This window comes from Actinomadura hibisca NBRC 15177 (genome assembly GCF_001552635.1).
Classification (GTDB): Bacteria; Actinomycetota; Actinomycetes; order Streptosporangiales; family Streptosporangiaceae; genus Spirillospora; species Spirillospora hibisca.
Map to the genome: position 1 here is coordinate 215244 of NZ_BCRO01000026.1, position 14844 is coordinate 230087.

Annotated in this window: 16 protein-coding genes; 4 read left to right on the plus strand and 12 right to left on the minus strand. The window is 71.5% G+C overall.

What is annotated here, in order from left to right; all coding sequences use genetic code 11:
- Position 1: 1 nt before the first annotated feature.
- The 9 genes from AH6_RS13425 to AH6_RS13465 form a co-directional block, all read right to left on the minus strand.
- Entirely contained in the window at positions 2–682 is a 681-nt protein-coding gene (locus tag AH6_RS13425; RefSeq protein WP_067479102.1) for a class II aldolase/adducin family protein, read from the minus strand.
- Positions 679–1755 (minus strand): alcohol dehydrogenase catalytic domain-containing protein, encoded by a 1077-nt coding sequence (locus AH6_RS13430; RefSeq protein ID WP_067479104.1) that lies wholly within the window; start codon positions 1753–1755, stop codon positions 679–681. Before AH6_RS13430 ends, AH6_RS13425 begins: the two co-directional genes overlap by 4 nt.
- Positions 1752–2732: a hypothetical protein gene (locus AH6_RS13435; RefSeq protein ID WP_067479106.1), complete on the minus strand. Its 981-nt coding sequence runs from the start codon at positions 2730–2732 to the stop codon at positions 1752–1754. Before AH6_RS13435 ends, AH6_RS13430 begins: the two co-directional genes overlap by 4 nt.
- Positions 2732–3694, minus strand: a complete 963-nt coding sequence (locus AH6_RS13440) for a TAXI family TRAP transporter solute-binding subunit (RefSeq protein ID WP_067479108.1) — start codon at positions 3692–3694, stop codon at positions 2732–2734. Before AH6_RS13440 ends, AH6_RS13435 begins: the two co-directional genes overlap by 1 nt.
- The gene (locus tag AH6_RS13445; protein WP_067479110.1) at positions 3691–4518 is read right to left on the minus strand and encodes a fumarylacetoacetate hydrolase family protein; all 828 of its coding nucleotides are present in this window, start codon (positions 4516–4518) and stop codon (positions 3691–3693) included. Before AH6_RS13445 ends, AH6_RS13440 begins: the two co-directional genes overlap by 4 nt.
- A 148-nt stretch (positions 4519–4666) precedes the next feature.
- The gene (locus tag AH6_RS13450; protein WP_067479112.1) at positions 4667–5737 is read right to left on the minus strand and encodes an ABC transporter ATP-binding protein; all 1071 of its coding nucleotides are present in this window, start codon (positions 5735–5737) and stop codon (positions 4667–4669) included.
- The gene (locus AH6_RS13455; RefSeq protein WP_067479115.1) at positions 5738–7495 is read right to left on the minus strand and encodes an ABC transporter permease; all 1758 of its coding nucleotides are present in this window, start codon (positions 7493–7495) and stop codon (positions 5738–5740) included. It lies immediately after the preceding gene.
- A complete protein-coding gene (locus tag AH6_RS13460) occupies positions 7492–8625 on the minus strand; it encodes an ABC transporter substrate-binding protein (protein WP_067479117.1) in 1134 nt (377 codons plus the stop codon). Before AH6_RS13460 ends, AH6_RS13455 begins: the two co-directional genes overlap by 4 nt.
- A 169-nt stretch (positions 8626–8794) precedes the next feature.
- A complete protein-coding gene (locus tag AH6_RS13465) occupies positions 8795–9586 on the minus strand; it encodes an IclR family transcriptional regulator (RefSeq protein ID WP_067479119.1) in 792 nt (263 codons plus the stop codon).
- A gap of 172 nt (positions 9587–9758) precedes the next feature.
- On the opposite strand from AH6_RS13465, the gene AH6_RS13470 reads away from it, so the two are divergent.
- Positions 9759–10847 (plus strand): quinone oxidoreductase family protein, encoded by a 1089-nt coding sequence (locus tag AH6_RS13470; protein WP_067479121.1) that lies wholly within the window; start codon positions 9759–9761, stop codon positions 10845–10847.
- A 110-nt stretch (positions 10848–10957) separates the two neighbouring features.
- The gene (locus AH6_RS13475) at positions 10958–11452 is read left to right on the plus strand and encodes a VOC family protein (protein WP_067479123.1); all 495 of its coding nucleotides are present in this window, start codon (positions 10958–10960) and stop codon (positions 11450–11452) included.
- A 46-nt stretch (positions 11453–11498) separates the two neighbouring features.
- Here AH6_RS13475 and AH6_RS13480 read toward each other — a convergent pair whose 3' ends face one another.
- The 3 genes from AH6_RS13480 to AH6_RS13490 all read right to left on the minus strand — a co-directional run bounded on the left by AH6_RS13480 (position 11499) and on the right by AH6_RS13490 (position 13203).
- On the minus strand, positions 11499–12293 hold the full coding sequence (locus tag AH6_RS13480) for an IclR family transcriptional regulator (protein ID WP_067479125.1): 795 nt from the start codon (positions 12291–12293) through the stop codon (positions 11499–11501).
- A gap of 74 nt (positions 12294–12367) precedes the next feature.
- The gene (locus AH6_RS13485) at positions 12368–12778 is read right to left on the minus strand and encodes a VOC family protein (protein ID WP_067479188.1); all 411 of its coding nucleotides are present in this window, start codon (positions 12776–12778) and stop codon (positions 12368–12370) included.
- Positions 12779–12783: 5 nt separating this feature from the next.
- Positions 12784–13203 (minus strand): helix-turn-helix domain-containing protein, encoded by a 420-nt coding sequence (locus AH6_RS13490; RefSeq protein WP_067479128.1) that lies wholly within the window; start codon positions 13201–13203, stop codon positions 12784–12786.
- Between the two features lie 236 nt (positions 13204–13439).
- On the opposite strand from AH6_RS13490, the gene AH6_RS13495 reads away from it, so the two are divergent.
- Together AH6_RS13495 and AH6_RS45295 are read left to right on the plus strand one after the other, a co-directional pair.
- Positions 13440–14363 (plus strand): LLM class flavin-dependent oxidoreductase, encoded by a 924-nt coding sequence (locus tag AH6_RS13495; protein WP_067479129.1) that lies wholly within the window; start codon positions 13440–13442, stop codon positions 14361–14363.
- 170 nt (positions 14364–14533) lie between these two features.
- The coding region (locus AH6_RS45295) for a hypothetical protein (RefSeq protein ID WP_218005800.1) at positions 14534–14844 on the plus strand (311 nt) is incomplete at its 3' end.

Sequence of the window (14844 nt, forward strand, 5' to 3'; positions counted from 1 at the left end):
GTCAGGCGTCCTTTCGGAGGAGGTACCGCCAGCCCGCGTCGAGCTGCGCGGCGGGCCAGCACTCGGCGCGCTTGGCGGCGGCCTCCGCGGCGTCGGAGTGCACGCGGACGGGTCCGGCGGCCATGGCGGTGAGCTGGACGCGGCAGGCGCGGTCGAGCAGGACGGCGTGCATGACGGCCGCGCCCGCCGTCGGCCCGGCCGCGACGAGCCCGTGCTTGGGCATGAGCGCGGCGGGCGCGTCCCCGAGCGTCTCGGCCAGGGCGGATCCGAGCGCGGGGTCGGTGACGAGGCCGCCGGTCAGCGTGAAGCGCGGGACGTCGGCACCGCCGAACAGCGCGCCGTCGTGGGACAGCGGGAGCAGGGGGACGCCGAGCGCGGCGAACGCGACGGCCGCCTCGGCGTGGGTGTGCACCGAGCAGTGCAGGTCCGGGTGCCGCCGGAGGATCTCCAGGTGGATGTGGACCTCCTTGTGCGGGGTGCCCTCGCCGCGCAGCACCTCGCCGTCGAAGGAGACGAGTTGCATCCGCTCCTCGTCCACCTCCTCGAAGCCCCAGCCGGGGGCCTTGATCCAGACGCCGTCGCCGGACGGGTCGCGGACGGCGGCGTGGCCCCACACCAGGTCGGACTGCCCGGCGGCGGCCAGGGCGTGGTGCGCGCGGATCGCGGTGCTCCGGGCGTTCACGGGTGGATCACCGCCATCCAGATCGGTTCCTCGCGGCCGTGCAGCAGGTCCAGGGCGTCGTTGACGTCAGGTAGCCGGAAGCGGTGGGTGATGAGTTCGTCGGCGGTCAGCTCGCCGGAGCCGAGCAGGTCGAGAACGCGGCGGGTGTCGGCGCGGGTGCAGCCTCGGGTGCCGACGATGCGCTGGCAGCGGTGCTGGAGGTCACGCGCGGAGCCGGGCAGCGGCGCGGTGTTGCCGCCCATGTGCACCAGGGTTCCGCCGGTGGCGAGGGCGGCGAGGGCCTGGCCGGTCCCCGGGCCTTCGGGCAGGAAGTCGATCACCGCGTCGATGCCGTCGGGGGCCGCCGCGCGCAGCCGGGCCGTCAGGTCGTCGGGCGAGGAGTCGTTGAGGGGGACGGTCGCGACGGGCAACGTGCTGAGCGCGGCGACTGGCGCGAGGCGCTGCTCCGACCGTGCGACCAGCACCAGCCGCGCGGCCCCGAAGAACGGCGCGAGCTTGATCGTCGCGGTGCCCATGGTGCCGGTCGCGGCGGTGACGGCCAGCGTGCCGCCGGTCGGCAGGTCCGCGCAGGCCAGCGCGCGGGCGGCGTTGCCGAGGTCGTGCAGCTTGGCGCCCAGGTCGAAGCCGACGCCGTCGGGGAGCGGATCGACCAGCCGGGCCGGAACCCGCACGTACTCGGCGAACCCGCCGTCGTGGTAGCGCTCGTACAGCGGCATGGGCCCGTGGCCGTGCGCGCCGTGCCCGATCATCGCGGCGGACGGGCACATCTGCTCGCGGCCGGACCGGCAGTACGCGCAGGCACCGCAGGACAGGACCGGATGCACCCGGACGCGCGCGCCGACCAGGCCCGCGTCGACGTCGGTCCCGGCGGCCTCGACGGTGCCCGCGATCTCGTGGCCGGGCGTGCTCGGCAGGTGCTTGAAGGAGCCGCGCGCCAGGAGCTTGCGCAGGCTGGGCGCGAGCCCCGCGGCGGCGACCCTGACCAGGACGTCGTCCGGGCCGGGCTCGGGCACCGCGACCTTCTCCACGACCAGCGGCCCGGTGGTGCCGTGGGCGCGGGCGGCGAGCATCATCGCAGTTCCTCGATCCGCGCGGCGGGCAGCCGCTCGGCGACCTTGGTGGCCTCCGCGACGCGCGGCAGCTCCCGCGCGGAGTCGAGCACGATGTGCGCGCTCGGCTCCGCGTGGACGCTGGTGAACGCCACGCCCACCGGAATCTGCACGAAGTCGCCAGGCACCAAGCGGACCGTGCCGCGCTGGGTGACCAGGGTCCGCTCGCCGGAAAGCTGGTACTGGATCTCCACGGCGTTGCGGATGCGCCGGTAGACACGCCCGTCGGACGCCTCATTCCAGACGCGGCCGATCAGGACGTCGGCGCTGCGGTACAGCCAGGTGGTGCCGGGAGTGTCGGCGGGCCGCAGGATCTGGAGCCGCTCGGTCTCGGTCTTCGCGTGCTCCAGCAGGGTCAGCTCGTCCATGGGCGCCATGACGATGTCGTGGCCGGTGCCGCCGAGGCATTCGGTGATCAGCTCGTTGGTGACCACGGGCTCCCAGCCGTCGAACGGCGGGATCAGCACCTCCGAGACCCGGTCGGCGGGGTGGGCCTCGCTGACGGGCGCGGGCACGTAGAACAGCACGTGGATGTCCTCGCGGCCGTAGTTGTCGTGCGCGACGCCGACGGGCAGCCGGGAGAAGTCGCCGGGGACGAGATCGACGCTGCCGAGGTCGGTCATCAGCGACCGCACGCCCGCCACCTGGTAGGACATCTCGTCCACGTCGCAGTTGCGGTGGTAGAAGGGCTGGCGGTTGTTCATCGTCTGCCATTCCAGCCGCAGGTGGGCGCTCTCGTAGACGCCGCGCGGGTGGGCGAACGGCTGCTCGACGTACTCGGGGGGAAAGTGCACGACCTCGATCGGGGGATGGTCGCGCCACCGCTTGCGGCCGTCGGCGGCGGCCAGCGGACCGGCGAGCAACAACTCCTCCTCGCGGAGGAAGACGCGCGGCGCGGCGGTGAACGGGAAGGTCTCGAAATGTTCGTGGACGGCGCTCATCAGTCCTCCAGGTATCCGTGGTCGCGGTAGTAGGTCTCGGCTCCCGGGTGCAGCGGGACGGGCAGGTCCCGGCAGACCTCGCGCATGTCGACGGGGCTGGTCAGCGGCCTGGTGGGGCCGGTGAAGCGGGCCGAGACCGTGTCCTTCTGCTCGTCCAGGGCGCGGACGGCGAGGCCGACCAGCTCGTCGGGGGTGTCGGCGGCGGTGTAGAGCACCCAGCCGGAGAAGTCGATGGTCGGGACGTCCTGATCGACGCCGCGCAACCGGCCCCGCTCGATGACGCCCGCGGGCATCCCCATCGCGACGGCGCGGCGCAACACGTCGTCGTCCAGCGGCAGGAAGGTCAGGTCGTACAGGGTGGTGAGCTTCTGCCAGCGCACCGTCATGATCGCCTCGTCGAAGACGGCGTCGAAGGACGGGTCGGCGGGCACGGCGTCCGGGGAGTTCTGCGAGCGGGGCCGGTCGTTGAGCAGCTCGCCGCCCCAGGTTTCGAGGTCCTCCTGCGAGAACCCGTACCAGCCGAGGATCTCGTCCATGACCCAGCGGGCGGGGTGGCCCATCTCCCGGCCCGGCATGGAGATCTTCAGCGCGCGCCGCTCGTCGCGGAGCTGTCCCAGGCTGGTGATGCCGGTTTCCGTTCGCACGGCGAGCGCGAGACGGTCGTCGTGCGCGAAACCGGCGACGGCTTTGAGGGGGAGCGGCTCGGCGTAGGGGCCCTTGCCCTCGCACGCCATGCGCAGTGCCCAGGTGGGGGTGGTGATGGCGAACTGGTAGCGGCCCTCGGCCACCAGCCGGGGGCCGTCCATGCCGAGCCGGGCGGGCGGGGTGCCGGTGACGGCCGCGATGGTCGAGCCGTCGGGCAGCGGACTGCGGTAGCCGCCCATGCCGTTGGCGAGCAGGCTGCCGATGTTCATCCAGTTCTGGCCCGGACAGAGGATCCGGACGTCAACGGCGTCCTTCATGCTCGCGCCTCGGCGCGGACGGTGTTGCGCAGCGTGCCGATCTCGCTGATCTCGACCTCCACCACGTCGCCGTCGGTGAGGAACACCTGCGGGTCGCGGCGGAAGCCGACGCCGCCGGGCGTGCCGGTCAGGATGACGTCGCCCGGTTCGAGCCGGGTGAACTGCGACGTCACCGCGACCAGCTCGGGCACGTCGAAGATCATGCGATCGGTGCTGGACGCCTGCATCTGCGCGCCGTTGAGGCGGAGCGTGATGTCGAGCTTGCCGGGGTCGATCTCGTCGGCGGTGACCAGGGCGGGGCCGAGGGGCGTCGAGCCGTCCCACGCCTTGCCCTGCATCCACTGGTGGGTCTTGTACTGGAAGTCGCGCATCGTGACGTCGTTGCAGACGGTGTAGCCGAGGACGTGGTCCAGGGCGTCCGCGCGGGAGATCCGCCGCCCCGCCCGGCCGATGACGACGGCCAGCTCGGCTTCGTAGTCGACCTGGGCGGACTCGGGCGGCAGCAGGATGTCCGCGCCGTGGCCGATCAGGTTGGAGGCGAACTTGGGGAACAGGACCGGGTAGGTCGGCAGGTCCCGCTTGGTCTCCTCGACGTGCGCGCGGTAGTTCAGGCCGACGCAGAAGACCTTGCCGGGGACGGCGACGGGCAGCAGCGTCACCTCGGCCAGGTCGGTGCCGGTCTCCTCCGCTTCGGCGTCGGCCAGGCGCTCGGCCGGGACGGTGCGGTCGATGCGGTCGATGCCGCGCAGCCGGTGCACGGTGCCCTGGTCGAGCCGGCCGAGCGCCTCGGCGCCGTTGCCGTCCCGGTAGGCGACGTACCTCACACGAGCCTCCCATTCCGACTCAGGATGTCCTGAATATCGGGTCATAGATCCTGTATTTCGATACAGCTCACCCTAGGGCAGTCCCTTGAAGGTGAGCTAGGAGGTTCCTGGAAAAGAGAATGAAGAACCTGTTATTCAGGACGCGTGCTTACGCGATGACGGAGATCCGCTCCGCGGGCAGCTCCAACCAGACCTCGTCGCCCGACGCCACCGGCAGTTCCGGGTCCTGCCGGGCCGTCCACACGACGTCCGCCACCCGGACGTGGCACTCGACGCTGTCGCCGACGAACATCGACCGTTCTATCTCGCCCCGCACCAGGTTGGGCACGCCCTCCGGACGGACCTGGTGCAGCCGCAACGCCTCCGGCCGGACGGCCAGCAGCACCGCGTCACCGGCCGTCGCGGCGGGCGCGCCCGGCACGTCCAGCTCGCCGAGCGCGGTCCGCACCCGCTTGCCGTCGCAGCGGACACCGTCCAGGAAGTTCGTCGTGCCGACGAAGTCGGCGGCGAACCGCGAGGCGGGCCGCTGGTAGATCTCGCGCGGCGTGCCCTCCTGGACGATCCGCCCCGCGCGCATCACCGCGATCCGGCTCGACATGCTGAGCGCCTCGTCCTGGTCGTGCGTCACCAGCAGCGTGGTGACCCCGATCTCCTGCTGGAGGGCGGCCAGCTCGGCGCGCATCGCCGCGCGCAGCTTGGCGTCGAGGTTGGACAGCGGCTCGTCCAGCAGCAGCAGTTTCGGCCGCCGCACCAGGGCGCGGGCGAGCGCCAGCCGTTGCTGCTGGCCGCCCGACAGCTGGGTGGACATGCGGTCCTCGTAACCGTCCAGGTGGACGGCGGCGAGCGCCTCCTCGACCCGCCGCCGGATCTCCTTCTTCGGCACCTTGGCGACGCGGAGGGGGAAGGCGGCGTTGGCGAACACCGTCATGTGCGGCCAGATGCCGTAGCTCTGGAACACCATGCCGATGTCCCGCTTGTTGGGCGGGACGAAGACCGGCCCGCCCGCGACGAGAGTGCCGTCGATGACGATCCGCCCGCCGTCGGGACGTTCCAGCCCCGCGACGGCGCGCAGGGTGGAGGTCTTCCCGCACCCCGACGGGCCGAGCAGCGTGTAGATCTCGCCCTCGCGCAGCTCGAAGCCGACCTCGTCGATGGCCTTGACCACCGTGTCTGCGGCGGTGAACGCCTGGTGCAGTCCTTCGACCGTGAGCGGCGCCATCTAGACCGCCTTCCCTGGGTTGGTGCGGGTGAGCAGGAGGAACACGACGACGACCGGGGCCATGCAGCCGACCATCAGCAGGGTCACCGCCGAGGAGGCCCCGACCTGACCCGAGCTGAACAACGTCCACGACGCGACCGACAGCGTGAGGGTGTCCTGCGAGCCGATCAGCGTCGGGACGGTCAGGTCCCGCAAGCTCAGCAGCGCCAGCCACAACCACGTGTAGGTGAGCACCGGGCGCAGCAGCGGGAGGGTGATCCGGCGGACGGCCGTCCACGCCGACGCGCCCGACATCGCCGCCGACTCCTCCAGCTCGGCGTGGATCTGGAGGAGGCCCGCGTTGAACATCCGGGTGCCGAACGCCACTTGGATGAGCGCCATCACCCCGACCAGCAGGGCGAGCGACCCGTACAGCCCGTACCAGCCGCGCGTCCAGTACAGGGCGGCGGTCATCGCGCCGAACGCGAAGATCGTGCCCGGGATGGCCTGGGGGAGGAACGCGACGAGGTCGTAGGCGTACCGGTAACGCCCCCGAGCGCGGACCGCGACGAAGGAGAACGCCAGGCTGAGCAGCACGGCGACCGTGGGCGCCAGCACCATGACCTTGACCGAGTTCTCCAGCCCGCGCAGCACGAACGACCAGTCGAGGCCCCGGTAGTTGTCGAGCGAGACGGCTTGCAGCGCCGCCGCCGAGGGCTTCTGCACGAACGGCAGCAACGAGATCCACAGGACCATCAGCAGCGGCAGGATCGTGGACCACAGGAAGTACCCCACGACGAACGCCCACGCCGCCACCCGCCACCGGCCGAGCCGGATCCGCGCAGGTTGACGGCCCTTGCCCGCGACGACTTGGTACTTGCGGCCCGATCGCAACGTCCGCTGGTACCACAGGCCGAAGGCGATCCCGATGAGGATCATGACGGCGCTGAACGCGGCGGGGATGCCGTGCTCGGGCCGTCCCGCCGACGGGTTGGCCGCGACGAACAGGTAGCTGCTGAACACGTAGACGCGGTTCGACAGCCCCATGATGAGGGGGATGTCGAGCGAGGACACCGCGATCGTCCCCGCGAACAGGGCGCTGCCGAGCAACCCCGGGCGGATCAGCGGCAGCGTCACGGTGCGCAGCACCCGCCACGCGCCCGCGCCGGACGCGCGGGCCGCCTCCTCCAGCGCGCCGTCGAGGTTGCGCAGGCTGGCCGAGACCATGGAGAACACCAGCGCCGACAGCGCCAGCCCTTCGACGAAGCCCATGCCCACCAGCGACACGATGTTCACCGGGGCCTTCTCCAGCGCGAACGCCTCCACGAGCCACTGGTTGATCGCGCCGATGCGGGGATGGAACAGGAAGATCCAGCCCATCGCGGTGAAGAACCCGGGGATGAGGATGCGCAGCACCATCGCGGTGGTGACGGTCCGCTCCCAGCCGAAGTCGGTGCGCTCCACCAGCAGCGCGAGCGCCGTGCCGAAGAAGAGCGCGACGGCGAGCGACACCGCCACGTAGACGACCGTGTTGACGACGACCTCCCAGACCTGGGAGTCGCCGAACAGGGACGTGAAGTTGTGCAGCGTCAACGCGCCGTCCGGCTGCCCGTGCGCGCGAAAGCCGAGGTAGACCACCAGCACGAGCAGCCCGACGATGGCGACCGCCGGGAAGGCGGCCAGGACGGCGAGCGTCCCGGGCAGGGACGGGCGGCGGCGCGTGGCGGACGCCGGGGGAGTCTCAGTGGCGCTGGTGCGTTCCGGTGCCGTGACGGTCATTTCTTCGTCAGCAGCTTCACCAGCTCCTCCTTGTAGGCGGTGTTGTAGAGGTCGGCGTGGGCGGCGGCGAACGCGTAGTCGGCGCGGGTGAACTTCACGCCCTTGGCCTCGAACTCCTTGATCTGCTGAGCGGTCCGGCTGCCGGGCTGGCGGCTGTCGTCGGCGAGGTCGCCCGCGAAGACCAGCTTCTGGGCCTCGGGGGTGGCCAGCCAGCTCACGAAGAGCTTGGCGACGTTCGGGTGCCGGGAGTTCTTGGGCACGCCCACGTAGCGGGTGGAGATGATCGCGGCGTCCTTGAGCACGGCCGTGGCGAGGGGCGCGCCCTTGGCGGCGAACACGTCGCCGATGTTCTTCCCGCAGGAGATCCACAGGGCGGCGAACTCGCCCGAGGCGATGCGGCTGAGCTCACCGCACCCGAGGTACCCGGCGGCCTTGAACCCCTGGAGGTAGGAGTGCAGACCGGGGGTGCCGAGCGCCTCCTCGGCCCCGAGGACGTTGAACTGCGCGGCGTAGGGGGTGCTGGCCACGGGCTGGGTGAGCTTGAGGACGTCGGCCGATGTCTGCGGCACCTTGTCCGCCGGGATCAGCGTCTTGTTGTAGGTGAAGCCGGGCATCAGGTCCAGCAGCGGGAGCACGGTGCCGTCGGCGTTGGCCAGGTCCTTGGTCCAGGGCGCGATCTTCGCCCAGTCGACCTTCGCGAGCGCGCCGTCGCGGCGCGGCCCGAGGCCGAAGGCCAGCTCGGCGTTGCCGAGGTAGGCGTCGGAGGAGGCGTGGCTCTTGGCCTTGTACTCCTGGCTGAGCTTGGCGGCGGTGGCCGGGAGGTTCTGGTTCGGGGTGAGCGTGATCTTCAGGTTGAGGCCGTAGGCGGTGTTGAAGGCGTCGGTGAGCGTCTTGACGGTCTTGGGGCCGTCCAGACCCCAGTTGAGGTCGAGGGCGCCCTCCTTCTTCGCCGCGGCGACCAGCTCCGCCAGCGCCGGGTCGGCGGCCACCCGCTTGCTCGCCACGTCCGCGATCCGCGCGTCCACCTTGCCGGTGTCGTCGTTGGAGCCGCAGGCGGCCGTCAGGCCCGCCGCGAGCAGCACCGCCGCCGCGGCGAACGGCGTGCCCTTGTCCAGAAGACGGAGCTTCATCCGAGCCCTCCTCGTTCACACTGTCCCAGTTGGCGGGACAGTGGTCCTGAATTATGCAACCGCCTTCCGGGGGTGGCAAGGGGTGAACGAGTCCTGGATCACACGGGCCTGTGACGGGCGACACATGACCTGCTCGCTGGGAAGGCTATGTGATCTGGGGAAATGACGGTCAGGAGTCGATCAGGCGGAGCCGGTCGCCGATCGTGGCGGCGGTCCGCCTGACGGCGGCGGACACCGTCGGCACCCGCGACACGGGGACACGATGCGACAGGGCGGCGACGCTCACGGCCGCGACGACCTCCCCGCGCGCGCCACGGATCGGGGCCGCGACGCCGAGGACGTCGGGGTCCAGTTCGCCACGGCTCACGGCCAGCCCGTCCGCCTTGATCGACTCCAGCCGCTCGTACAGCTCGGCGGCGTCGGTGACGGTGGCCCCGGTGAAGCGCGGCAGCCGCTCCCGCCCGAGCGCGGCGGCGATCTCCTGCGGCGGGGCGTAGGCCAGCAGGACGAGCGCGGCCGCACCGGCGTTGATCGGCAGCACGTGCCCGCGCTCGTACGACAGCCGCACCGGATGGTCGGCCTCCTCGCGCTCCAGACAGACCACCGTCCCTCCGGTCCGCCGGGTCAGCAGGACGGTCTCGCCGACCTCGGCGGCCAGCTCCCGCATGAGCGGCCGGGCGATCTCCGACAGCCCGAGCCCTTTGCGGGCCAGCCGTGCCAGCTCGAACACGCGCGGGCCGAGCCGGTACCCGGCGGGCGGCTGCTCCTCGATGAAGCCGGACGCCACCAGGCTCTGGAGGTAGCGGTAGGCGGTGGAGCGGGCGACGCCCAGATGGTCGGCGATGTCGGTACCCGTCGCCACCGTGCGGTCGTCGTCGAACAGCAGGAGGATCTCCAGCGCCCTGTCGGCCGTGGAGTTCCGCTCCCGGTAGCCGCGCCCGCTCGACTTGTGTCCTGTCATGCAGGAAAAGATAGCTGAATTATGGGACTTTGCTGGGCGTATCGCGGGGTCTGCTCCTACCCTGACGCCATAAATCAGGAACTTCATCCTGCTCTGCGGGACCCACTCGATGTGGCGACCGCGCCGCCGGAACGGCCCGCGCGGGCGCGCGAGCCCGGGAAAGGCGCGGACCATGACCCTCCCCACCACGACGAAAGCCGTCCGGGTGTTCGAGCACGGCGGCCCCGAAGCGCTGGTGTACGGCGACCATCCGCTCGAACCGCTCGGCCCGGCCGGGGTGCTCGTGCAGGTCGACACCGCCTCGGTCTCCGGCTGGGATCTCAAGTACCGCAGCGGCGCCCTGTCCGGAACCGTCAAGCCGGGACGCCGCCCGGTGACGCTCCCGCAGCAGCTAGGCCGGGAAGCCGCCGGAGTCGTGCTCGCCACCGGCCCTGCCGTCACCCGGTTCGTGCCCGGGGACCGGGTCGTCGCGGTCGTGCATCCTGAAAACCCGCACTCGTCCGAGACCTATCGCGGACTGGGCAACCTGTCCGGCGGGATCGACATCCCCGGCCACCAGGCCCTCGGCGCCTACGCCGACCTGCTGGTCCGGGACGAGGCGCTGTGGCTGCCCGTCCCCGACGGCGTCGACCTGGAGCAGGCCGCCACCGTCCTGTGGCCGTACGGCACCGCGCACCGGCTGCTTCGCGATCGCCTTCGGATCGGGCTCGGCCAGACCCTTCTGATCACCGGTGCCTCCGGTGGCATGGGGGAGGCCACCATCCGGCTCGCGCGGCTGGCCGGGGCCGACGTCGCGGTGACGACCCGTCACGCGGGCAAGGCGGCGGGCCTGCGGAACCTCGGTGCCGAGTTCGTCGTCGTCACCGACGATCCTGCGACCGCCGCCGCGCAGATCCGCGACTGGACCGGCGGGCGGGGCGTCGATCACGCCATCGATTACACCGGCGATCCCACCCTGATCCGGATGTGCGTCGACAGCCTGCGGCTCGGCGGCAACCTCTGCCCGGCCTCGGGCAACCAGCGTTCTCCCGGGCCGCTCCCGGTGCACGCCTCCGACCTCAGCCGGTTGGAGATGAGCGTCATCGGGGTGCGCGGCGCGCGTCACGCCGACGCCCTCGCCGTGCTCGACCTGCTGGCGCGCGGCCGGATCGGCGTGACGATCGCCGCCCGCTTCCCGCTCTCCCAGGCCGCGGCGGCGCACGCGCTGCTGGAGCAGGCGACCGACCTCGTCGGGCGGGTGGTGCTCAAGGGCGGAGCCTGACGGCTCCGGCCATGCGTGCGTGCCGGACGGGGGTGGACTCCGGAAGCGACCCTGCATTAGTCTCGCGAATATCAGGATGGACGTCCTGAAAAACGAGACAAGGAGCGACCGTGGCGATCACCGGACTGGGGCACACGGGACTGTGGGTCTTCGACCTCCCCGTCATGCGGGACTTCTACGAGCGGGTGCTGGGCCTGACCGTGACCGACGCCGACGACGACCTGGGCATCGTGTTCTTCAGCGCGCGGCCCGCCGAGGAGCACCACGAGTTCGTCCTCCAGACCGGCCGCACGGCCGCGCTCGGCGACAAGCAGCAGCACCAGATCTCCTGGCGGGTGGCGGACCTGGAGGACCTGCGGGAGTTCCACCGCCGGTTCGAGGCCGAGGGGGTGAAGGTGCAGCAGGAGGTCACCCACGGCAACGCGTTCGGCATCTACTTCTTCGACCCCGAGGGCAACCGCAACGAGGTCTACCTGCGGATCGAGCGCGACGTGCGGCAGCCGTTCCGCAAGAGCATCGACTTCGGCCGTCCGGCGGAGGAGATCCGCGCCGAGGCCGAGCGGCTGCTGAGCGACGGGGGAGCGGCCTACCAGCCGGTCCAGTAGGACCGTGCGCGCGGGCCCCGGGGCGCGCGGCCCGGGGCCCGGCCGGTCAGGAGTCCAGCGTCTTCAGCCGGTCGCTGATCCGGCCCGCCGCCGCGGCGACGGCGGCGGTGACGTCCGGCAGGCGCTCGTCCGGGACGCGGTGCGACAGCGCGGCGATGCTGACGGCCGCCGCGACACCACCGTCGGCGCCGACGACGGGGGCGGCGACGCCGAGGACGTGGGGGTCCAGCTCGCCGCGCGTGACGGCCGTGCCCTCGGCGCGGATGCGGGCGAGCCGCTCGCGCAGCACTCCGGCGTCGGTGACGGTCGCCTCGGTGAAGCGCGGCAGCCCGGCCTGCGCCACGACGTCCGCGACCTCGTCGTCGGACGCCCAGGCCAGCAGCACGAGCGCGGACGCGCCCGCGTTGACCGGCAGGACGTGTCCGCGTTCGTACGACAACCGCACCGGGTGGCCGGACTCCTCGCGCTCCAGGCAGACGACGGTCGCGCCGGTGCGGCGGGTGAGCAGCACCGTCTCGCCGACCTCGGCGGCCAGCTCCCGCATGACGGGCCGGGCGATCTCCGACAGCCCGAGCCCCTTGCGGGCCAGCCGTGCCAGCTCGAACACGCGCGGCCCGAGCCGGTACCCGGCGGGCCGCTGCTCCTCGATGAAGCCCGAGCCCACCAGGCTCTGGAGGTAGCGGTAGGCGGTCGAGCGGGAGACGCCCAGGTGGTCGGCGACGTCCTGGCCGCCGAGGACGAGCCGGGAGTCGTCGAACAGGAGCAGGATGTCCAGGGCCCGGTCGGCGGTGGAATTACGGCCGCGGTAACCGCTCGCCTTCTCGGGCGCCTGGTCTGCCATGGGGAAAACGGTAGCGGAACCGGAGCCGTTCACGGCACCAATACGATCTTGCCGACGATGTCCCTGTGGAAGGCTCAGCGCACCTCCTGGATGCGGACCATGTTGCCCGCGGGATCGCGGAAGGCGCAGTCGCGGACCCCGTACGGCTGCTCGGTCGGCTCCTGGACGATCTCGGCTCCACCGGCCTGCACCTTCGCGAAAGTGCCGTCGAGATCGGGCGTGGCCAGCAGGATCCAGCCGTAGGTGCCCTTGGCCATCATCTGGGCGATGACCTGGCGCTCCTCGTCGGTGGTACCGGGGTCGGCGGCCGGAGGCGTGAGCAGGATGGAGGTGTCGGGCCGGCCGACGGGGCCGACCGTGATCCAGCGCATCTGGCCGCCGCCGACGTCACTGCGGACCTCGAAGCCGAGGGTGTCGCGGTAGAAGGCCAGGGACGCTTCCGGGTCGGTGTGGGGAAGGGAGCTGGTGTGAATGGTGATGTCCATGGTGATCACGCTAGCCGCAGCTCTGCGACCAGCGCGTCTCCCTTCTCGCTCGGTCCGGCCGCCTGGCGCCGGTAGACGCCGGGCGAGACACCGGTCAGCTCGATGAAACAGGCGTCGAAGGTCTCCGACGACGGGCACCCGACCGCGAAGCAGACCTCGTTGACGCTCAGGTCGCCACACCGCAGCAATGCCCTCGCACGCTCCACGCGGCGCGCCACCAGATAGTCGTAGGGCGACAGGCCATAGGCGAGCCGGAACTCGCGGCTCAGCCACCCGGCCGGCATGCCCGCGTCGCGGGCCAGCGCCAGGACGTCGAGCGGCCGCGCGTACTCCCGGTCGATCCGATCCCGGACACGACGCAGCCGCGCCAGGTCCTTCAAGCGCTGCGCGGCGATGAGAGCGCGCGCCCACGCTGGATGACACATGAGGCAGTTCCTTTCCTGGACGGCCGCGAATCACGCCGATGCGCTCTCCCGCCCGATGAAAGCCATGGCCAAGACGCTAGTTCCGGCGGAACGACCCACGCTTCTCGATTCCTGACCGTTGCAACCGTCCGATGGAACATCGCCATCGGAGGGCAGGCCGCCGTCGAAGACCGGCTCGGTCTGTCATTCCTTCAAGGGAATTGTCGTCACTCCCCAGAGGCAGCACGATCCATCCCATGAAGACGCAACTCGGGGTCCTGTTGCCCACCAACCGCGGCCAGTGGGACGACGCACGCAAGCTGGTCGACTTCGCTGTCCGCGCCGAAAGCCTCGGCTACGACTCCGTGTGGACCAACGACACCCTGCTCGGCCCGCGCATCGAACCGCTGGCCATGCTCGCCGCCCTCACCTCCGCGACCGAACGCGTCACGCTCGGCACGGCCACGCTGCTGCCCGCCTTCCGCCGTCCCGTCACGGCCGCGCAGGAACTCGCCTCCATCGACCACCTGTCCGCAGGACGGCTGGTGGTCACCGTTGGCGCGGGCTTCCCCGGTCGGTCGGAGATCGAGTACGCGGTGTCGGAGGTGCCGTGGGAGCGTCGCTTCGGGCGGCTGGACGACACGGTGGCGCTATGGCGAGCGTTGTGGGCGGGTGAACGTGCTTTCCACGGCAAGGTGCTGAGTTTCGACGAACTCCCCGAGTCCACGCCTTCCCACCGGCCCGGAGGCCCGCCGATCTGGCTGGGCGGGGCGAGCCCGTCGGCGCTGGAGCGTGCCGGGCGGCTCTACGACGGATGGTTGCCCTACCCGCCCGATCCCGCCGACTACGAGACGGGCCTCGCGGCGATCCGGCGCGCCGCGGCCTCGGTAGGACGTCCCGAGGACGCGGTCGCCCCGGCGCTGTTCGTCACCGTGCTGGTCACCGACAGCGTGGAGGAGGGAGAGCAGTGGCTCGACGCCTACTGCCGCACCACCTACGGCCTGCCGTACGAGACGGCGCGGAAGATCCAGGCCATGGTCGCGGGCCCAGCCGAGCATGTGGCCGCCACGCTGGCCCGCTATACGGAGGCGGGCGCGCAGCACCTCGTCTGCCGCATCGCGGCACCGTCCCTCGACGCCCAGCACGACCAGCTGGAGCTCATCGCCAAGATCGCCCTCTGAAAGCGGGCGTCGACCTGGTCGCGGGGATCCGAGCGGGCACCGATGCCCCGAGGCGGTCCCCGTCGCCCGCCGTGCACTCTACGTCGCATCGGCGGACTCCTCCTTTCCGCCGCCCTCGGGTTCTCCCTGCTCACTCCGGGCACTGCGCACATCGCGCCGCCTGGCATTCGGTGCCGCTGCTCTACCTGTGGGGGCAGAACCGCGTCGAGGAGATCGCCGCCGCCGCGCCCGACAGTGTCTGGATCGGCGGCGTCCAGGGCTATGCGCCCGGCCTGCCCGGTGCCCCCGACATCGAGGTCGGGTGCACCAACCCCGTGCGGGGTGAGGGTTGTTGGTCGGATGCGGGAAACCCGCGCGGGTTGGGGTTGTTGGGTATCTGGATCAACTTCGCGCGGGGTGGGGTTGTTGGTTGGGTGCGGGGCGCGGGGCTGAGGTTGATGGACCCGTGTGGGAAACCCGCGCGGGGCTGGGGTTGGTGGTC